We start from the raw sequence: 19,421 nt of genomic DNA, 5'->3' as shown, positions 1-19,421 counted from the left end.
GCATGCTTTTTTCTATAATGCTGAAAACTCTTCAACAAGTTGGGTGAATCGATTTAATGCACTTTCAATCGGTTCTGGTGTAGTTAAATCAACGCCAGCTTTTTTCAGTAGGTTTAATGGATAGTCAGAACTTCCGCCTTTAAGGAATTCAATATAGTTTTTCTGAGCATTTGGATCACCGCTTAATAATTTATCGGCGATTTGAATGGCAGAAGCGAATCCAGTTGCGTATTTGTATACGTAAAATGGACGGTAGAAATGAGGGATTCTAGACCAGCCATATTTTACTTCTTCGTCAAATACGAGGGAGTCGCCATTATATTCTCTAAATAAGTTTTCGTAAATTTCACTAAAGACTTTGGCATTTAATGGTTTACCTTGTTCGGCCATTTCATGTGTGATTTTTTCAAATTCTGCAAACATGATTTGTGTAAAGAAAGTACCTTTAAAGCTATCGATAAAGTAGTTAATTAAATGATTACGTACGTTCGTTTCTTTTGCTTCTTTTAATAAATAATGAATTAATAACACTTCATTTACTGTAGAAGCGACTTCTGCAACAAAAATGGAATAGTGTGCAGAAATTCTTGGTTGGTATCCGTGTGAGTAATGCGTATGCATACCGTGCCCGCATTCATGAGTAAGGGTGAAAAGGCTATTTAAATCATCATGATGATTTAAAAGAATGAAAGGATGAACACCGTATACACCAAAGTTATAAGCGCCAGAACGTTTTCCTGGTGTTTCTCTCACGTCTATATAGCGTTTATCTTTAAAGTTTTTTAATGTTTCGATATATTCTTTACCTAAAGGAGCTAGTGACGCGATCATTATATCAAACGCTTCGTCGTATGGAATGTCTTGTTTTACACCTTTTACTAAATCAACACTCAAGTCGTATTGTCGTAGTTCATCTACATTTAATTTTTCTTTTCTAAGTTCATTATACGTATGTAATGATTGAATGTTTTTTTTCGTTGTCTCAATTAAATTTTCATATACTTCTTTCGGAACCATGTCGCCAAATAATGATTTTTCTAAAGCTGATGGATATTTTCGTAGCTTTGAGACAGTAACATTGTTTTTAATAGCTGCGGACAAAGTAGAAGCGATAGAATTCTTTAATTGAACGTATGGTTTGTAATAAGCTTTATAGGCTTCTTCACGTTTCTCACGATTCTCATCTTCTATTAGCTTTGAATACATTCCACGTGTTAAGTTTACTTTTTCTCCATCATCAGTAGTCACTTCACCAAAAATTATATCTGCATTATTTAACATGCCAAATGTATGCTGCGGGGAGGAGAGTGCTTCACCCATTTGTGATAAAATCTCTTCTTGGTCTTTATTCAAAACGTGTTTTTTATAACGGTATAGCTCAAATAAGTCTTCTTTGTAATAGTGTAAGCCTTCGGTTTCTTCTATGTAAGAATGTAATGTGTTTTCATCTACACTAAGTAAGAATGGGGAAAAGAAAGATTTAGCCGCACTTACTTTCACGTGTAATTGTGATACTTTATCGACAAGGGATTGAGCGTCAGTATCGCGTGTATCAAGATCGGATTGTAATCGTGCATAAGCGAACATTAAAGATATTATGCTAGATATTTCTTCACTCTTTGTTAAATAAGCTAATAAACTATTGCCATCGTGAATATTTCCATTAAACTTGTGTAATTCATTCGTTAATACTTCAATTTTATGAAAATCGCTTTCCCAATCTTCAATTGTATGGTAAATATCCGTTAAATCCCATTTTTCTTTATCAGTTACTTGTAGTCGATCTTTAAGTTCAGTCATAATCATTTCCTTTCTAAATATGTAGTTATATTCCTATATAACTATGAAATACAACAAATTGCAAAAAATCCCTGCTGGAAAATAAAAAGCCTTGCCGAGAATGGCGAGGCTTTAAAAGTTATAATGTAATGCCGAACGTTGAATGAAGGAGGTTTGTATATTGCTCTTTTGTAATTGTTTCTTTTGTTTTATTTCTATTTTTCGTTACTGTAAGGCTATCTTTTGTTAATGATGCGTGCCCGTCATGAGTAAGTTTTACAACAAGAGGTACTTTGTTAAATGGTGAACCTTCATGTTCAACAATAATTTTTTGTGCTGCATTTGCTTTCGTTTCATCCACTTCTTCCAAGTAAAATGCATAACCTACTGTCCAATCATCAGTAGAAGATTGATCTAGAAACTCATTGCTTTTACGCATTTCTAAAATATAATTACCTTTTTCAGTCGTTTCTTTACGAATACGATAGTCGCCTGTTACAGAATGAACGATCTCACCTGAGAAAGGAACAGGGGAAAGGGGTAAATATGATCCGAAACCTACTTCAATTAAGTAAAGTTCATTATGATGTTGTAAAACAGTTGCGATATGCCCTGAATCTACAGCCCATATAGAATTTGCAGCGTTATAAACTGTTCCTGAAACGAGATGGACATCGAATTTAGAGTCTTTAAGGAAGTAATACATAGCCGGATTCAATTCATAACAAAGGCCGCCACGGTTGTTTATTAAAATTTTTTCTTTTAGATTTTCTTTTGATATTTCTTTAAAGTTGTTTTCGAGAATATTTAAGTTTTCAAAAGGGACAGATTGTGACATTTCATACATAATGTGAGATAAATCTTCAAATGAAACTTTGTGTTTTTCTTCTATATTTAATCTTGCAAAAAATTGTTTTTGAAAGTCGGTCATAGAAATCCCTCCGTTATGCTTTTATAGATAAATTGTAAACAATTTTGAATCCGATGTGAATTTTAAACTATATGGGGTACTTGTGGAATAGTTGAATTCATATTTTGAAAAATAATGTGAGAGATTAAAAGATTGTTACTTTACTAACTGTAGAACGAATATTATAATAACTTTAATAAATTATGCAAACGTTTTCTTGAAAGGGATGGTGTAAATATGTTGAAAAGGATTACGGTAGTCTGTTTATTGTTTATTTTGCTTTTTCCTAATATATATGAGGGAAATAAGGCAGAAGCAGCAACAGTGAACAATGGAACATTAATGCAGTATTTTGAGTGGTACGCTCCGAATGATGGGAATCATTGGAATCGTTTGCGTTCCGATGCTGAAAGTTTAGCTCATAAAGGAATCACATCTGTATGGATACCACCTGCATATAAAGGGACTTCGCAAAATGATGTAGGGTATGGGGCCTATGATTTATATGATTTAGGGGAGTTCAATCAAAAAGGAACGGTGCGGACGAAATATGGGACAAAAGCACAGTTGAAATCTGCAATTGACGCTTTACATAAGCAAAACATCGACGTATACGGTGATGTAGTTATGAATCATAAAGGTGGGGCTGATTATACTGAAACCGTAACAGCTGTTGAGGTAGACCGTAACAATCGAAATATTGAAGTATCAGGTGATTATCAAATTAGTGCATGGACGGGGTTTAATTTTCCAGGGCGCGGAGATGCTTATTCTAATTTCAAATGGAAATGGTATCATTTTGACGGAACGGATTGGGATGAAGGAAGGAAATTAAATCGAATTTATAAATTTAGGGGTGTAGATAAAGCGTGGGATTGGGAAGTGTCTAGCGAAAATGGAAATTATGATTATTTGATGTATGCAGATCTTGATTTTGATCATCCTGATGTTGCGAATGAGATGAAAAATTGGGGAACATGGTATGCGAATGAATTAAATTTAGATGGCTTTCGTTTGGACGCTGTTAAACATATTGATCATGAATATTTACGCGATTGGGTAAATCATGCCAGACAGCAAACGGGGAAAGAAATGTTTACAGTAGCTGAATATTGGCAAAATGATGTTCAGGCTTTAAACAATTATTTAGCGAAAGTCAATTATAATCAATCTGTGTTTGATGCACCGCTTCATTACAATTTTCATTATGCTTCAACAGGAAATGGGAATTATGATATGAGAAATATTTTAAATGGAACAGTAATGAAAAATCACCCTGCACTCGCAGTTACTCTTGTTGAGAATCATGATTCTCAGCCTGGGCAGTCATTGGAATCTGTAGTAAGTCCGTGGTTTAAGCCGCTGGCATATGCATTTATTTTAACTCGTGCAGAGGGCTATCCTTCAGTTTTCTATGGTGATTACTATGGGACAAGCGGAAATAGTAGTTATGAAATTCCAGCGTTAAAAGATAAAATTGATCCAATTTTGACGGCACGAAAAAACTTTGCATATGGTACGCAGCGTGATTATTTAGACCATCCAGATGTGATTGGCTGGACAAGAGAAGGCGATGGTGTACATGCTAATTCTGGTTTAGCGACATTACTCTCGGACGGACCAGGAGGATCAAAGTGGATGGATGTTGGAAAGAATAACGCTGGGGAAGTATGGTACGATATTACGGGTAATCAAACAAATACTGTAACAATTAATAAGGACGGATGGGGGCAATTCCATGTAAGTGGAGGCTCAGTTTCCATATATGTTCAGCGGTAAATTGGTGATGAAAAGAAGAGGTAGACTGAAATATAAGTTTCCTCTTCTTTTTTACATTCTGCATAGTTATTAAAGTATGACACCTTTACTTCTTACAAAACATATAGTATGATGATTTCAATAAATTAGATTTCAATGAACATAAAATATAAATTAATGAGAGGTGCTTTTTGTGAGTGCGGTAGGTACTAAATAGGAAAAATTTAATGAAATAAATCGGATAAGACCAGGGGATTTTTATGTATATCATACCCCTAATTTTGTCATGCATTTATTTCGAAACCTATGAAGATACCTACAATACTTTATAAAGCGTGTAATAAGGGGATTGCCATCTGTTTTTATGGCTTATTTTCTCATATGTTATTATACATGCCTTGTAAATGTAAAAGCTGCGGTATCCCCGCAGCTTTTTTGTATATGTTTTTAATGTATAAACATGATAATTGAATAATGTAGAACTCATTGGAATCTAATGAGTAGGTATCTTCATTGATGATAAAAACCAATCATAGTGAGGAGAAACAAAATGAATACGATGACTTTTGAAAAGTTACAATATAACGAATTAATGGAAATAGTGAAATCTTATTGTGTAAGTGGATTAGGTAAGGAATTATTAAATAAATTAGAGCCGAGTACGAGTATAAAAGTAGTGAGAAATCGCTTAAATGAAACGACAGAAGCACGAGCTATAGTAGATGCAGAAGGGCATGTGCCTTTCTTCGGAATTTCTAATATCGCTAGTACAATTCAAAAATTAGAAAAAGGGATGATTTTAGATCCAGCAGAGTTAGTGAGTGTTTCAGATTTTTTACGTGGATGTAGAAAGATTAAAAAATTTATGTTAGATAAAGAATTTTTTGCACCAGTATTAGCTTCCTATGCAAATTCGATGACTGAATTTAAAAGTATTGAAGAGGAAATTAACTTTTCCATTAAAGGAAATAGCATTGATGCAGCGGCTAGTAAAGAGTTAAAACGAATTCGAAATAACATTGATTCTGTAGACGGAAAAATAAAAGAACGTTTAACGAAGTTTTTAAATAGTAGTGCAAATAAGAAGTATATTCAGGAATTCTTTATTAGTAAAAAGGATGATCGCTATACGATTCCGATTAAATCTTCCTATAAAAATCAAGTTGCTGGAAGTATTGTTGAAGCTTCTGCAAAAGGTTCTACTGTATTTATAGAACCGCATACGGTTACAAAGTTAAATGCGGAACTCGCGGGTTTGAAAGCAGAAGAAGCGATGGAAGAGTATCAAATTTTAGCGACTTTATCAGGAATGGTATTAGAAAATATTTATCATATAAAAATTAATATGGAACTAATTAGCCAATATGATATGGTATTTGCGAAAGCGAAGTTTAGTAAATCAATTGATGGAATAGAGCCGAAGTTAAATGATCATGGCTACATTCATTTAGTAAATTGTAAGCATCCGCTTTTAAGCGGAAAAGTAGTACCGTTACACTTTGAAATCGGTCAAAACTATCGTAGTTTAATTATTACAGGACCAAATGCAGGCGGGAAAACAATTGTATTAAAAACAATCGGATTGTTAACTTTAGCGACGATGTCAGGATTGCACATCGCTGGAGATAAAGAAACAGAAATTGCTATTTTCGAAAATATATTTGTAGACATTGGTGATAACCAAAGTATCGAAAATGCACTAAGTACATTTTCATCTCATATGAAAAATCTTTCTGAAATCATGAGGATGTCAAATAATAATACCTTACTGTTATTTGACGAAATAGGAAGCGGCACAGAACCAAATGAAGGTGCGGCTCTTGCGATATCTATTTTAGAAGAGTTTTATCTATCGGGATGTATTACAATTGCGAGTACGCATTACGGTGAAATAAAACGATTTTCAGAAATGCACGGTGATTTTATGAACGCAGCAATGCAATTTAATAGTGAGACATTGGAGCCACTTTATAAATTAGTGATCGGTAAATCTGGTGAAAGCAATGCACTTTGGATTGCAAATAAAATGAATGTAAAAGAACATGTACTGCAAAGAGCGAAAGAGTATATGGGAAATAAAGAATACGCTATAGAAAAAGTGAATGAAAGTAAAATTAGAAAACCGAAATTCGTGCAAGAAAAAAGAGAAAATGACTATGAATATAAAATTGGCGACCGTGTGAATTTGTTAGATCATAACGATTTCGGGATTGTATATAAGGAAAAAGATAATTTCTATAATGTTGTTGTATATTATAACGGTGAATTCGTTGAAGTGAATGTAAAACGTATTACTTTAGAGGTAGCGGCGAAAGAATTATACCCAGAAGGATATGATTTAAATACACTATTTGTCGATTATAAAGAAAGAAAAATGCAGCACGATATGGAGCGCGGATCGAAAAAAGCGCTTCGTAAAATCCAAAAAGAAATAAGAAAGAATAGAGGATAATATAGAATGGTAACGATTAGACAAGAACAACAAAATGATTGTAGTAAAACTGAAGAAGTTGTAAAACAAGCATTTTCAAATGAAGAATTTAGTGATAAAAGAGAACATGAACTTGTAAAACGTATTAGAAAATGTGATGCATTTATTCCAGAATTATCATTAGTTGCGGTTGATGAGAGAATAGTGGGGCACATTTTGTTATCAAAAATTACAATAGAACAGGATGGAACTTCTGTAAAATCATTAGCACTTGCACCAGTATCAGTTACTCCAAGCCATCAGAAAAAAGGAATTGGCAGAAAACTGATCGTAGCTGCTTTAGAAAAAGCGAAAGAACTAGGATATGAATCTGTTGTGGTATTAGGGCATCCAGAGTACTATCCGAAATTTGGATTTAAAAAAGCAAGTGATTGGAATATAAAAGCACCATTTGAAGTGCCAGATGAAGTGTTTATGGTGATTGAGTTAGGTGAGAACGCTCTGCAAGGTGTAGAAGGAATTGTACAGTATTCGAGTGCTTTTGCTGAGTAGGAGTATCGGTTAAGGAATAATCATAAAAGATGCTATCTTTTTGTAGGGATATACAGAAAGGTAGCTTTTTTATTAAGACGATTCACTTACGTATATTTTGCTCAATGAATAATTAAGGTGGTAAAATTGATATAGAAATGTAAAGGGAGAGAATATGATGAAGAATCGAGAAACAGATAGCAATGGGAATGTAGTTACGTTATATGTTACAAGACACGGAAAAACAATATTAAATACGAATCATCGCGCGCAAGGCTGGGCAGACTCCCCGTTAGTAGAAAAAGGTGTGGAAGTTGCCTCTAATTTAGGAACGGGATTAAAAGATGTTCATTTTATGAATGCATATAGTAGTGATAGCGGCCGAGCGATTGAAACTGCTAATTTAGTATTAAAATATAGTGAGCAATCAAAGTTAAAACTTGAGAAAAGAAAAAAATTACGAGAATTAAATTTTGGTATTTTTGAAGGTGAAAAACTTGAAAATATGTGGGATGTGGTTGGAAAAGCTGCGGGCGTTGCATCACCAGAAGAACTTATGAAGTTTTCTATTCAAGAAGTGATTAATCTTATTAGAGCAGCAGACCCTACGAAACAAGCGGAAGATTGGGAATTATTTTCTACTCGCATAAAAACAGAGATTGATAAAATTAGTGAAGAAGCTGCTAAAAATGGAGGTGGCAACGTTTTAGTTGTCGTTCATGGGCTTTTGATTACTGCCTTAATAGAAATGTTAGACAGTAGTAAAACAAAACTGGGAGTAGAGAATGCAAGTGTAACGAAAGTTGTATATCAAGATGGGGAATATACAGTAGAATCGGTTGGAGATATGAGTTATGTTGCAAAAGGGAAAGAAAGTGTGGAAATTTAACAGGGTGTATTACGATTCCTTTTAGATTTTCAAAATGGGGGAATAATGGATTTTCAAGATTTGATGGAATTTAAAGGATATATATATTTAAACAAATTGTTTGAACCTGAAGAAAATTTATTGAGGGTACTTATTGATAGGTGCAAAGTTAATAAAACTAAGGGACTTATGAAAATTAAAGATGAGGTTGAAATAGAAGCATCATCCATTGATGTTGATGACAATCTGCCAATTGTGCAATTGGATTTTGAATCGTATATTGCTTACTCCGTTACTAATGAATCGTTTACTGTAATGGATGACTACGAAATTTCAGAAGGTAGAATTTTTAGAGTTTACTCAAAATCAAGATATTTGGATTTTGTTAAAGCAGGAACAATTGCTGAATTTATATTTCCTGAAGAGCAGTTCGTTCACTATCAAATTCCTTGTTTGAACCATATCATCGACATTATTTCATATGATGAGCCGAAAATTACTGGAATAAAAAGAAACTAACAAAATTCCATACTAAAAGAGCATCGGAATCGATGCTCTTTTATATGCTTATCTTTTCTTTTTAAAGTGGAAAGATTACGGAATTAATAAAATCTTCCCAGTACTTTTACGGCTCTCTAATAATTCATGTGCAAGAGCACCATCTTGTAAAGCGAATGTAGTTGGACTCGCGATATTTAATTCTCCTGCAGTGATCCAATCAAATAATTGAGTAGAGCGTTGCTTACGTTCCTCATACGTAGTAAGAACGTTCCAAAGGTCTCCGCCAGTTAAAGTTTTTGAAGTATCCATAAGCATACGTGGATCTACAGGCGTTGGATTACCGCCAGCCATTCCGTAAAATACGACAGTACCACCAACTTTAGTCGCTTTAAAGCTTTCTTCTAATGTAGAACCTACGGATTCATACACAACATTTACGCCAGCGCCATTAGTCATTTCAAGTACATTCGTATGCCACGCTTCAGTATATAAAAATACGTGATCAGCACCAGCTAACGTAGCTACTTGTGCTTTTTCTTTTGATGATGTAAGACCGATTACTGTTCCGCCCAGTAGTTTAATCATTTGAACGAGAAGTTGACCAACGCCACCAGCTGCAGCGTGTACTAAAGCTATATCGCCTTGTTTTATTTGATAGCTATCTTTCGTTAAATAATGTGCTGTTAGACCTTGCAATAAGACAGAAGCGGCTGTTTCAAAAGAAATAGAGTCTGGAAGTGTAATTGCTTTTTCAGATGGAACCGCAACTAATTCTGCATTTGAGAATGGAACGTCAGCAAATGCAATTTGGTCTCCGGGATTGATAGTAGTAACGTTAGCTCCTACTTTTTCAACAATACCAGCGCCTTCATAACCTAATATATAAGGCGGGTTACCAGCGAGATGATAATCGCCGCGGCGTCTATAAATATCAGCGAAGTTTAATCCGATTGCTTGCATGCGAACAAGAACTTCATTTGGATTTATGATTGGATCATGTATTTCTTTATATTGTAGTACATCTGGACTTCCAAACTGTTCGAAACAAAGTGCTTTCATATGGAATACCTCCATTTTATTGTTTGTCGATGCTATTTATCATACAATACAAATATCAATAGAAAAAGAGGATTATTTCGATGAAATCAATCGGAAATACCGATTGAAAAGAGGGATGATAAATGGAGATAAAACAATTAATTACATTTAAAGTAGCAGCGGACACTTTGAACTTTACGCAAACTGCGAAGAAATTGAACTTTGCTCAATCGAGTGTAACGGCGCAAATTAAAACGTTAGAGGCTGAGCTCGGTACGCCATTATTTGAAAGATTAGGAAAACGTCTTTTCTTAACTGAAGCAGGCAGGAAGTTTCAACTATATGCTGATAAGATGATTGCACTCAGTAACGAAGCGAAAATGGCTGTGAAAGATGATGAGGAAATAGCGGGTACGTTAATAATCGGTGCACAAGAAAGTCAATGTACATATAGGCTTCCATCTATATTAAAGAAATTTAAAGCACAATTTCCCCAAATAAAGCTTATATTTAAACCTGCACATTCCAATAAAGATGCGAAGGAACAATTGATGGAGGGGAAAGTAGATCTTGTATTTATTTTGGACGAATGTAAAACAGAGGATGTTTTACATGTGGAGCCACTTATGAAAGAAGAATTAAAAGTAGTAGCTGCTCCTACGCATCGTTTACTTGAACAACCTTCCGTTTCTACAAAAGATTTAGAAAGCGAAACACTTTTACTAACAGAACTAGGTTGCTCGTATCGGACTTTATTTGAAGAGTTATTTCGTGCGGAAGATGTATACCCAGCAAATAAGATTGAATTTGTTAGTGTCGAGGCAATTAAACAATGTGTCATTGCGGATTTAGGTATAGCTGTGTTACCAGCGATAGTAGTAGAAAAAGATATACGAGAAGGAACGATAAAAGAGTTACATTTAGAAAATACAATCGCTCCGATTTATACGCAAATCGCTTGGCATAAAGATAAATGGATGACATCGCCACTGCAGCAATTTATTGAGGTAACGAGGGAATCTTTTAATTAACAGGTGTTATAGGTGAGGAAGTAATATAATAAACGATTAACTTATTTACGGAAAGAAAGAGCATGTTTTGAAAAATATTAATCAAAACGGGCTCTTTCTTTTTGTGTTTATCCCGCTATTTGTGGGCAGTAAGACTCCCACCTTAAAATTTGGCTGGAGCAAAGAAGTTAGGTGGGAGATCAACTGCCCGTAAACGCCCGATTGGTGAAGGTTAATAATCAGTGGAGGACGAACAAAGCCCTCACTGATTAAAGTTTCACTTTATTAAGTTCAGTTGCAGTAATTAACTAACTAAGGTCTGTGTCAGGAGGAGTGTATCCGAGGTGACGAGCCATTGATACAATTTGACCTTTATGATGAAATTCATGTGTTTCCGCATGAGTTAAAAGCCATAGAGGAGTTGTGCTCCAAGGTTCTTTTTGCCATTTCACTTCATTTGCTATATTTTCGAGCCAACGGTCATTGTATTCATCTAAAAAACGCATTACAACCTCATCGACTAACTTAAATCTAGCACGAGCTTTCTCGACATCTGCATGCTCAATTTCATAATCACTAGCGAATGAAAAATCTGCTCGTTTTTGCTTGAATGCGAATGATCCAAGCCAGTATCGGTAGCAATCAGCTACATGAATATGGGTTTTTAAAATGCTGCCACTTCCGAAATTAGGAACTGTGCTGTGCAATTTTTCTTGTGGGATTTCTTCTAAAAACGAAAATAGAGTTTCTCTTGTAGAGCTAATAAGATTATATTGCTGTTTTAAAACATGTAACATGCAACTACACTCCTCTTTTATTTACTAAACTATTTGTGTAGTAAGTAATTCTATATTTACGAGGGGTGAACCTTTTTATTATTTTTACTAAGCATATTAGATGTTTTTCTTAATTGTTTCTGATAGATTAAACAAGGTGAAACTTTAATAAGTTTAACATCCTTAGTTCATAATAAATTGTACATAAAAAAGGAGACGATAAAATGAATAGAATAATTGGTTTAAAACAATTTGAAATAACGCGTGGGGCATTACTTCAATTTATGGAAACGTTAGATGATAAAACTGCGGATACGCAGCCGGAGGGCTTTAACAATACAATTCGCTGGCATATCGGTCACGTGTTAACGGCGGCAGAAACTTTCATGTTTGGAAGAGAATTTAAACAATTACCAACTGAATATCCAGGTATGTTTGGGTATGGTTCAAGACCATCTAAATGGAAAACAGAAGGGCCATCATTAGAAGTGTTAACGGTTCAATTAAAAGAACAAGCGAAGCGCATTCAAGAAATTCCAGCAGAAGCATTTGAAAATAAACTTCCAGAGCCATTTTTAGGGTTGGAAACAGTTGGAGAGCTTTACGGTATGATGCTTTATCATGAAGCAGACCATATTGGGCAAATGAAGGCGATGGAACGTATTATTAAGGCTCTTTAGTTTTTGGTAATGTTAAATAATATATAGACAAAAAAGGGTAGATAATTTATTATCTATCCTTTTTTGTTGTTGAACTTCTTGAAGGATTAAGGATTATGAACGCTAATCATCGTGATGCTGATGAAGAAGGAAAGAAAACCAACCAATTAGGATAAAGAAACATCCTAAATTTTATGGTAGTTATTATTTTTTTTGTATTACTTAATAGAAAAATATTGAAAATAATACAGAAGAAAGTATAAGGTTGCAAAATCTGTATGAAATAGAGTATTCCTAAATATGGAATATACGTATAATAAAAGAGAGGAACTAGAAAATGGGGGAATACTATGATTACATTGGAACAAAAGTTGGAGCAATACACACATACATATGCACAGTTAAAGGGAGAACTAAAATGGAAAACGAGTGATTCTCGAACAGGTATGATGATTGCTGCTATGTATGCAGGTAGTGATAAACTGTTTGATCTCGGACGTTTTTTAGAAATTAGTAGTTATATTAAGAATCAGGTAGGGATGTTTTCATACTTAAAGTCTTATCATCGCTTTGTGGTGTCCGCAACATTAGATATTCACTTTACAGATTACAAGGAAGCTTTTCAGAGGTTTTTAGATTTATATGAACAATTGGTCGCTGGTGGCTTTAGCCGGAGTATATTTACTTATCTCGCAGCAGCTGTGCTTTTAACAGAAGAAAATGAACAGCATGGCACGCACATTCAGCGTTCGATGCAAGTATATAAACGGATGAAAGAGGATCATCTTTTTCTTACAGGTACAAATGATTATCCGCTCGCGGTTTTACTAGCAGGACAATCAGAGAATGTAGAAACACTTATGGACCGAGTCGAACGTCTTTATCAGAAACTAGCGAAAGCTGGTTTGCGTAAAGGGAATGATCTTCAGTTTTTAAGTCATATTCTTTCACTAAAGAAGGATGTCCGTGAAGAAATATTAGTTGCAAAATGCACAAACATATGGAAGTTGTTAAAACAAGAAAAGGTAAAAGTGAAACAGATGCATTATCCAGCTATCGGGCTACTAGCGTTACTTGAGGATGGAGAAAAAGAGATTCATTCTATTCGAGCATTCATTGAAAAATTGCAAGGGGAGAAATTTTTCCGTTGGCATACAGATACGAATATTCTTATTGCTATTCAACTGTTTGTAAGTCAGAAAGGTGAGGAGAGTAAAGCTACCAACACAGGTTTACAAACTATGATAGAAGTCCTCATACAAGCACAACAGGCAGCTATGATGGCAACGATTGCCGCTTCATCTGCAGCAACCTCTTCTGCTAGTACTAGTTCATAATGTGAAACTGCTTATGCTCTCGTAAATTATGATGAACCTATAATGCCTTTGATGAGGATGGTTTAAAAAAGGCCCATCACTCTCTAATGAGTGATGGGCTAACTGTTTTTACATAATCAGCATTATCTTTTCGACTGCTTCAAATGTTTGAGTTGTGTAACAATCATAATGCTAATAACAACGAGTAAAAACCATGAGCTAATTTTGCTAAGGTGAACGAGGCTCCATGTTTCCCGTTGATTTGGATATTGCCATGCTCCGAAGAAGGTAGCGATGTTTTCTGCAATCCAAATAAAGAATCCGATAAGGAAAAATGAGAGTACGAGCGGCATTTTATATGTAACGCCTCGTAATGAAAATTCCACAAATGTGCGAAAGAAAACAATGAATAAAATTAAAGTTAATACCCATCTAAAGTCATATAGAAAATGATGTGTAAAAAAATTAAAGTAAATCATTGCTCCTAGAGGTATTGCAAAAATAGCTTTCGGCCAATGATGCATTTGTAAATGCAATCTTCTCCACGCTTGGCATATGTAACTTGCGACACTCGCATACATAAAACCGCTGTAAAGCGGAACTCCGAAAACTTTTGAATACGCCTCTTCAGGATAACTCCATGAACCGAAATGTACTTTATATATTTCTAGTAAAAGGCCGATGAGGTGGAAGACAGTAATTACTTTTAGTTCATCTTTTGTTTCAAGACCTGTTTTGTACATAATCCACTGCATAAGAAGACATACGATGAGTATGAAATCATATCGGTACAGCCCTGGAATCGAAATGATTTTTGAAAGAGCAAGTGTTAAAAAAATAATGACAGGGAACAAACAGGATAATGCTTGTTCATAAGTAAAATAGAGTAGTTGTTTTACATAAAACATGTTTTCACCTTCAGGACTATTATTTGAAAAATCAAAATAATAACTTAGTATACTACAAATTTGAAAATAAAACAGTACGTCATTTTGCATGTATTTGGAAGTTTTAGAAGGGAATTGTAATAAGTATTTTGATAGTTTAACAAAGTAAAAAAATAGTTTGCTATTTAAAAAAAGTGGGGATATAATATCTAAATGAAAATGATAATTATTTTCAATAATGATTATAAATAAAAAATAATTATAAAAAAGAACTGAATATAAAGGATGAAATGAAACATGTTACATAAGTCTACTGTACATGCTGGCAATAATCGCTGGATACATATTAAGTTCATATGTTTCATGAGCTTAACAATTATATGTTTAATTGGAGCTATATTTTTAGCCGTTGCATTTGGTGCAAAGGATATCCATTTGCAAACTGTGTGGGCAGCGGTTTTTGATTATAATCCGAAATTAACACAGCATCAAATTATTTATGAATTAAGGCTCCCAAGGGTAATTGGCGCAGCAGTTGTAGGAGCTGCTTTTGCAGTCGCTGGAGCTGTTATGCAAGGGGTAACACGAAATCCTTTAGCTGATGCAGGTGTACTCGGAATAAATGCAGGTGCGATGTTTGTAGTAGCACTTAGTTTTGCTTTTTTCCCGCATATGCCGTATTCCTATTTAATGATTGTCTCCTTTATTGGAGCAGTTTTAAGTACAGTACTCATTTTTATTATTGGATCAGCAACATCAGGCGGGCTAACGCCGATGAGGTTAACGATTGCAGGGGCAGTTATGGCCGCGCTTTTACATTCGTTAAGTTCAGGTGTCGCGATTTATTATGACTTAAGCCAAGATTTAGCGTTTTGGTATGCTGGTGGTGTTGCGGGGGTTAAGTGGGAACACTTGAAATTTTTAGTGCCTATTATTCTCATAACAATTGTTTTTGCGACAGCGCTAGGGCGATCTATTTCACTCATATCCATGGGGGATGATGTCGCTACAAATTTAGGTGTAAAAACGAACCGAACGAGAATACTCGGGATGATTATGGTAGTGATTCTAGCAGGTGTTTCTGTTTCAGCTGTTGGTTCCATTGGATTTGTAGGATTGGTCATCCCGCACATTGCTAGAAAATTAGTAGGTGTTAATTATCAACTTATTATTCCTATGTCAGCATTATTAGGAGCTATTTTATTAGTTTTAGCTGATTTAGGAGCAAGAACAGTAAATCCTCCTAAAGAACTTGCGATAGGAATTATGGTAGCTCTTGTTGGAGTTCCGTTCTTCCTTTATATAGCACGTAAAGTTGGGAGGGAGTTATAAGTGAAGGATCTTTTTAGCACGGATAAAAAGAGAGCTATTACTGTAACTACAATTTTCGGATGTATAAGTATCGCTGTAATTTTGATTAGCTTAAATACGGGAACGCTGAGCATCGCACCGCTCAAAGTAATTCAAACGCTTTTTGGCTATGGTGATTTTGAGAGTGCAACCGTGCTATACGATTATCGTATGCCAAGAATTATAATCACAATGTTAGCAGGTATTGGCCTTGGGGTTTCCGGTGCGATTTTGCAAGGATTATCTCGTAATGCACTCGCAGATCCGGGGATTCTTGGATTGCATTCAGGTGCATCTTTCGGGATTATTGTATTCGTTACTCTCTTTCATTCTATTAACGAGAGTGCATCGATTTTAATACCGTTATTTACATTTGGCGGAGGAGTGTTAGCTGCATTTCTTATTGTTTTGCTTGCGAGTGATCGGTCAAAAGGTTTACTTCCCATTAGACTTATTCTTGTTGGTATTGCAGTTTCAGCTGGTTTTAGTGCACTTTCGTTATTTTTCTCGCTCAAGTTAAATGATGAGACGTATACATTCGCTTCTAGGTGGTTAGTTGGTAACGTGTGGGGAAGAGATTGGATTCATGTCCTAGCGTTATTACCTTGGATTTTGATACTAACTCCGTACGCATGGCTGAAATCCAAAACGTTAAATGCACTGTCACTAGGTGATAGTGTAGCAGCAGGACTTGGTGTATCTGTTCAAAAAGAACGGTTACTGCTTTTAGCTACAGCGGTAGGATTGTCTTGTGCAAGTGTATCAATGGCAGGTGGAATTGGCTTTATCGGCTTAGTTTCTCCGCATATCGCAAGAAAGTTAGTAGGTAGTACATATCAACATTTCCTTCCGTTAGCTGGCATAATTGGAATGATTATTTTAGTACTCGCGGATACGATAGGGCGATCTTTATTTGAGCCAAACTCTATTCCAGCTGGCGTAGTAGTAGCGGCTTTAGGTGCGCCATATTTTCTTTATTTACTTACAAAAACAAAATAAATACTTCAAAGAGGAGAACATATGAAAAAGAAACTTACTATTTTATTTAGCATTATGTTTATTTTAGTATTATCAGCATGTGGTCAAACGAAATCTAGTGAAGAGGCAACTAAAAAAACTGAAAAAAGTAATGATCCAAAAATTGCTTCTATGTCTATTCATTTAACGAATAACTTACTTGCATTAGGAATTACACCGGTAGGTTCTGTAATTGGTGGAGATTTAAAAGATTTCTTACCTCACGTGAAAGAACAGTTGAAAGATACGAAGAAACTGGGCGTTGTAACAGATCCGAATATGGAAGCATTACTACAATTAAAGCCATCTGAAATTTATGTGGATGAAAAATATGCTGGCAAAGATTTAGCGAAATACGAAAAAATTGCAAAAACACATACTTTTAATTTAGATGAAGGTACGTGGAGAGATCATTTAAAAGAAGTAGGTAAACTTGTAAACCGTGAGAAAGAAGCAGATAAATATATTCAAGACTATGAAGAACAATCAAAACGAGTAAAAAGTTTAATAGATAAAGAGTTAGGTAATAACGAAAAAGTAATGGCAATTCGCGTTACTGCAAAAGAATTACGTGTATTTAGTACGAAAAGACCGATGGGACCAATTCTATTCCAAGACTTAGGATTACAACCTGCAAATGGTGTAGAGAAAATTGATGGAAACCGTCCTTTCGAAGTAATTTCACAAGAAGTATTACCTGACTTTGATGCGGATGCTATTTTCGTTGTCGTAAACAGAGACGATAAAGCAAAAGCAGCATTTAAACAACTGCAAGAAACACCAATTTGGAAAGACTTAAAAGCTGTTAAAGGTAAGCACGTATACATTATTAATGATCAACCATGGCTTGACTATTCTGCTTTAGGTAACAAAATGGCAATGGATGAAGCAGAGAAAATGTTTACGAAATAATACAGTTTTGCTATTAGGAAAGGCCCTCTAAATTTGGAGGGTCTTTTTATTGTTGTTATTGTTAGAATAAATGAAAAATTATACAATGAAGTTAATTCAATGCAAGGGAGATGTGCCAATGTCAGCGCTTATTGTAAGTATCCCGTTAAAAAAACAGTTTATGGAACAAGGGGATAAATAGGCTAGAATTATTGTCCCCGCTATTTAAAAAAGGGGGAGTTTTAGATGACGATGAATCTTTTTCAAAATAAAACTATTAAATTATCAGCTATTAGAGAAGCAGATGCTGAAGTAATGGCTATGTGGCAAGAGGATAGTGAGTACTTAAGAAATGTAGATACAGACTTGGCATTCCCGCAATCGTTACATGAAATAGCGAGTGATGGGCTATTAAAGGGACAGAGATCGAATAGTGTTTCTTTCATGTTAAGAACAGTTCAAGATGATCGCTTAATTGGGTTTGTTGCAATTCACGGCATAGAGTGGAATAACAGAACAGGTCTATTAGCAATTGATATAGGAGAGGCAAATGATAGAGGAAAAGGGTTTGGGAGAGAAGCAGTGCATCTTATTTTAAAGTATGCGTTCTATGAAATGAATCTACACCGCGTCGGTCTCGATGTTATTTCTTATAATAAAGCAGCCATTGTACTGTATAAAAAGATGGGATTTCAGATGGAAGGATGTATGAGGGAAGCAGTTCAAAGAGATGGAAAGTGTTTTGATCGTATGATTATGGGGATATTGCGTGATGAATGGATAGAGCTGCAGAACTAGCAAAAACATACAGAATAATTGTGTAGTGTAGAGTGGAAAGTTGTAATATTTGGGTAATTATGAGCGGAGGAGTGTACTAATGGAAGGTTTATCTTCATTAAGAGAGTGTTTATATCAGCTAGAGGAACGATTACTTAAACCAGGGGTTCGCACATCTCAAAAGGAGCTTAAAAAGATACTTGCCGCTGATTTTTTTGAGTTTGGGAGTTCTGGTAAAGTTTTATATAAAAATGAGGATATCGATAAAAATGGAATTGGTGTGGTAAAAATGACTTTGAGTGATTTTGAAGTACATCCATTATCCAAAGATGTAGCATTAACTACTTATCAAATATTCAATGAAATGAATAATCAACACTCGTTACGTAGTTCGATATGGAAATTTAGAGAAGGAAGATGGCAAATGTATTTTCATCAAGGTACACCTGCTAAATTTTAGTGAAGCTTTTTGTATGAAAAAGAAACTATAAAGAATAGAATTGTTGAATATATTAGTCCTATATATATATAAAGAACTAATGAAAGTTGTCTTTCTAAAATATCTAAATTTGTTCTTAAAAGGGTCTTGTTAATAAAGGTACATTCCATATTATATATGTAGTATGCAGGAGATATAACGATAATTGGCGAAAATTTACAGTGAACTGATTGAATTTATAAGGAGTTATGCGAGATGAACTTAGAAAAAAGTAAGCCAGTAAATGAAGAGGTCGCTGAATTAAAAGAACTAATTAAAGAACTACACGGAAGTGTACATCAACTTCAAAGTGAAGTGCAGCAACTAAGGCACGAAAGACCAGTTGTTGAAGTGAGAAAAGGTGTTCAACTATCACCAACAATCATCGGACAAATTGGTGGTATGATTTTAGGTGGATTAGCAATTATAGGTATATTTTGGTGA

18 protein-coding genes and 1 pseudogene are annotated in these 19,421 nt (G+C 34.8%); 14 read left to right on the top strand and 5 right to left on the bottom strand.

What is annotated here, in order from left to right; translation table 11 throughout:
- Positions 1-12: 12 nt before the first annotated feature.
- A complete protein-coding gene (gene pepF / locus DN408_RS17090) occupies positions 13-1,800 on the bottom strand; it encodes an oligoendopeptidase F (protein WP_078178793.1) in 1,788 nt (595 codons plus the stop codon).
- Between the two features lie 118 nt (positions 1,801-1,918).
- Positions 1,919-2,710 carry an arylamine N-acetyltransferase family protein gene (locus DN408_RS17085; RefSeq protein ID WP_078178794.1) on the bottom strand — a complete coding sequence of 264 codons (792 nt, stop codon included), beginning with the start codon at positions 2,708-2,710 and terminating at the stop codon, positions 1,919-1,921.
- A gap of 216 nt (positions 2,711-2,926) precedes the next feature.
- Between DN408_RS17085 and amyS the strand changes: the two genes are divergently transcribed.
- From amyS to DN408_RS17060, 5 genes are all read left to right on the top strand, one after another.
- Entirely contained in the window at positions 2,927-4,468 is a 1,542-nt protein-coding gene (gene amyS / locus DN408_RS17080) for an alpha-amylase (protein WP_033729931.1), read from the top strand.
- Positions 4,469-4,997: 529 nt separating this feature from the next.
- Positions 4,998-6,899 (top strand): endonuclease MutS2, encoded by a 1,902-nt coding sequence (locus DN408_RS17075; RefSeq protein ID WP_050000672.1) that lies wholly within the window; start codon positions 4,998-5,000, stop codon positions 6,897-6,899.
- Between the two features lie 6 nt (positions 6,900-6,905).
- Positions 6,906-7,430, top strand: coding sequence for a GNAT family N-acetyltransferase (locus DN408_RS17070; RefSeq protein WP_002185243.1), 525 nt, complete (start codon positions 6,906-6,908; stop codon positions 7,428-7,430).
- Positions 7,431-7,587: 157 nt separating this feature from the next.
- On the top strand, positions 7,588-8,298 hold the full coding sequence (locus tag DN408_RS17065; RefSeq protein WP_078178795.1) for a histidine phosphatase family protein: 711 nt from the start codon (positions 7,588-7,590) through the stop codon (positions 8,296-8,298).
- Between the two features lie 45 nt (positions 8,299-8,343).
- Positions 8,344-8,796, top strand: coding sequence for a hypothetical protein (locus DN408_RS17060; protein WP_002014201.1), 453 nt, complete (start codon positions 8,344-8,346; stop codon positions 8,794-8,796).
- Between the two features lie 75 nt (positions 8,797-8,871).
- Here DN408_RS17060 and DN408_RS17055 read toward each other — a convergent pair whose 3' ends face one another.
- The gene (locus DN408_RS17055) at positions 8,872-9,837 is read right to left on the bottom strand and encodes a quinone oxidoreductase family protein (RefSeq protein WP_078178796.1); all 966 of its coding nucleotides are present in this window, start codon (positions 9,835-9,837) and stop codon (positions 8,872-8,874) included.
- A gap of 122 nt (positions 9,838-9,959) precedes the next feature.
- Between DN408_RS17055 and DN408_RS17050 the strand changes: the two genes are divergently transcribed.
- Entirely contained in the window at positions 9,960-10,847 is an 888-nt protein-coding gene (locus DN408_RS17050) for a LysR family transcriptional regulator (protein WP_016127368.1), read from the top strand.
- A gap of 287 nt (positions 10,848-11,134) precedes the next feature.
- Here DN408_RS17050 and DN408_RS17045 read toward each other — a convergent pair whose 3' ends face one another.
- Positions 11,135-11,623, bottom strand: coding sequence for a DinB family protein (locus DN408_RS17045; protein WP_016127367.1), 489 nt, complete (start codon positions 11,621-11,623; stop codon positions 11,135-11,137).
- Positions 11,624-11,826: 203 nt separating this feature from the next.
- On the opposite strand from DN408_RS17045, the gene DN408_RS17040 reads away from it, so the two are divergent.
- Together DN408_RS17040 and DN408_RS17035 are read left to right on the top strand one after the other, a co-directional pair.
- A complete protein-coding gene (locus tag DN408_RS17040) occupies positions 11,827-12,282 on the top strand; it encodes a DinB family protein (protein WP_002014205.1) in 456 nt (151 codons plus the stop codon).
- A 279-nt stretch (positions 12,283-12,561) separates the two neighbouring features.
- Positions 12,562-13,598 (top strand): annotated as a pseudogene (locus DN408_RS17035) (DUF4003 domain-containing protein).
- Positions 13,599-13,720: 122 nt separating this feature from the next.
- On the opposite strand, the gene DN408_RS17030 reads toward DN408_RS17035, so the two are convergent.
- Positions 13,721-14,485 (bottom strand): DUF817 domain-containing protein, encoded by a 765-nt coding sequence (locus DN408_RS17030; RefSeq protein ID WP_063225733.1) that lies wholly within the window; start codon positions 14,483-14,485, stop codon positions 13,721-13,723.
- 276 nt (positions 14,486-14,761) lie between these two features.
- Between DN408_RS17030 and DN408_RS17025 the strand changes: the two genes are divergently transcribed.
- From DN408_RS17025 to DN408_RS17000, 6 genes are all read left to right on the top strand, one after another.
- A complete protein-coding gene (locus tag DN408_RS17025; RefSeq protein ID WP_002128403.1) occupies positions 14,762-15,796 on the top strand; it encodes a FecCD family ABC transporter permease in 1,035 nt (344 codons plus the stop codon).
- A complete protein-coding gene (locus tag DN408_RS17020; RefSeq protein WP_002014212.1) occupies positions 15,797-16,813 on the top strand; it encodes a FecCD family ABC transporter permease in 1,017 nt (338 codons plus the stop codon).
- A 21-nt stretch (positions 16,814-16,834) separates the two neighbouring features.
- Complete coding sequence (locus tag DN408_RS17015) at positions 16,835-17,743, top strand: iron-hydroxamate ABC transporter substrate-binding protein (protein ID WP_002014213.1); 909 nt, start codon at positions 16,835-16,837, stop codon at positions 17,741-17,743.
- Positions 17,744-17,968: 225 nt separating this feature from the next.
- Positions 17,969-18,520 carry a GNAT family N-acetyltransferase gene (locus tag DN408_RS17010; RefSeq protein WP_147740262.1) on the top strand — a complete coding sequence of 184 codons (552 nt, stop codon included), beginning with the start codon at positions 17,969-17,971 and terminating at the stop codon, positions 18,518-18,520.
- A gap of 79 nt (positions 18,521-18,599) precedes the next feature.
- A complete protein-coding gene (locus DN408_RS17005; RefSeq protein ID WP_002128400.1) occupies positions 18,600-18,959 on the top strand; it encodes a nuclear transport factor 2 family protein in 360 nt (119 codons plus the stop codon).
- 234 nt (positions 18,960-19,193) lie between these two features.
- Positions 19,194-19,421 (top strand): coiled-coil domain-containing protein, encoded by a 228-nt coding sequence (locus tag DN408_RS17000; RefSeq protein ID WP_002033458.1) that lies wholly within the window; start codon positions 19,194-19,196, stop codon positions 19,419-19,421.

The organism is Bacillus sp. AR13-1 (genome assembly GCF_008042285.1).
In the GTDB taxonomy this organism is placed as follows: domain Bacteria; phylum Bacillota; class Bacilli; order Bacillales; family Bacillaceae_G; genus Bacillus_A; species Bacillus_A mycoides.
Note: the sequence above shows the minus strand (reverse complement) of the source record. Positions and strands in the feature narration are given on the sequence as shown.

Excerpts from the sequence above, each read along its gene's own strand:
- DN408_RS17070 (WP_002185243.1), top strand. The coding sequence starts at position 6,906 with ATGGTAACGATTAGACAAGAACAACAAAATGATTGTAGTAAAACTGAA.
- DN408_RS17010 (WP_147740262.1), top strand. The coding sequence starts at position 17,969 with ATGACGATGAATCTTTTTCAAAATAAAACTATTAAATTATCAGCTATT.
- DN408_RS17015 (WP_002014213.1), top strand. The coding sequence starts at position 16,835 with ATGAAAAAGAAACTTACTATTTTATTTAGCATTATGTTTATTTTAGTA.
- amyS (WP_033729931.1), top strand. The coding sequence starts at position 2,927 with ATGTTGAAAAGGATTACGGTAGTCTGTTTATTGTTTATTTTGCTTTTT.
- DN408_RS17030 (WP_063225733.1), bottom strand. The coding sequence starts at position 14,485 with ATGTTTTATGTAAAACAACTACTCTATTTTACTTATGAACAAGCATTA.
- DN408_RS17065 (WP_078178795.1), top strand. The coding sequence starts at position 7,588 with ATGAAGAATCGAGAAACAGATAGCAATGGGAATGTAGTTACGTTATAT.
- DN408_RS17005 (WP_002128400.1), top strand. The coding sequence starts at position 18,600 with ATGGAAGGTTTATCTTCATTAAGAGAGTGTTTATATCAGCTAGAGGAA.
- DN408_RS17045 (WP_016127367.1), bottom strand. The coding sequence starts at position 11,623 with ATGTTACATGTTTTAAAACAGCAATATAATCTTATTAGCTCTACAAGA.
- DN408_RS17050 (WP_016127368.1), top strand. The coding sequence starts at position 9,960 with ATGGAGATAAAACAATTAATTACATTTAAAGTAGCAGCGGACACTTTG.
- DN408_RS17060 (WP_002014201.1), top strand. The coding sequence starts at position 8,344 with ATGGATTTTCAAGATTTGATGGAATTTAAAGGATATATATATTTAAAC.
- DN408_RS17000 (WP_002033458.1), top strand. The coding sequence starts at position 19,194 with ATGAACTTAGAAAAAAGTAAGCCAGTAAATGAAGAGGTCGCTGAATTA.
- DN408_RS17075 (WP_050000672.1), top strand. The coding sequence starts at position 4,998 with ATGAATACGATGACTTTTGAAAAGTTACAATATAACGAATTAATGGAA.
- DN408_RS17025 (WP_002128403.1), top strand. The coding sequence starts at position 14,762 with ATGTTACATAAGTCTACTGTACATGCTGGCAATAATCGCTGGATACAT.
- DN408_RS17040 (WP_002014205.1), top strand. The coding sequence starts at position 11,827 with ATGAATAGAATAATTGGTTTAAAACAATTTGAAATAACGCGTGGGGCA.
- pepF (WP_078178793.1), bottom strand. The coding sequence starts at position 1,800 with ATGACTGAACTTAAAGATCGACTACAAGTAACTGATAAAGAAAAATGG.
- DN408_RS17085 (WP_078178794.1), bottom strand. The coding sequence starts at position 2,710 with ATGACCGACTTTCAAAAACAATTTTTTGCAAGATTAAATATAGAAGAA.
- DN408_RS17055 (WP_078178796.1), bottom strand. The coding sequence starts at position 9,837 with ATGAAAGCACTTTGTTTCGAACAGTTTGGAAGTCCAGATGTACTACAA.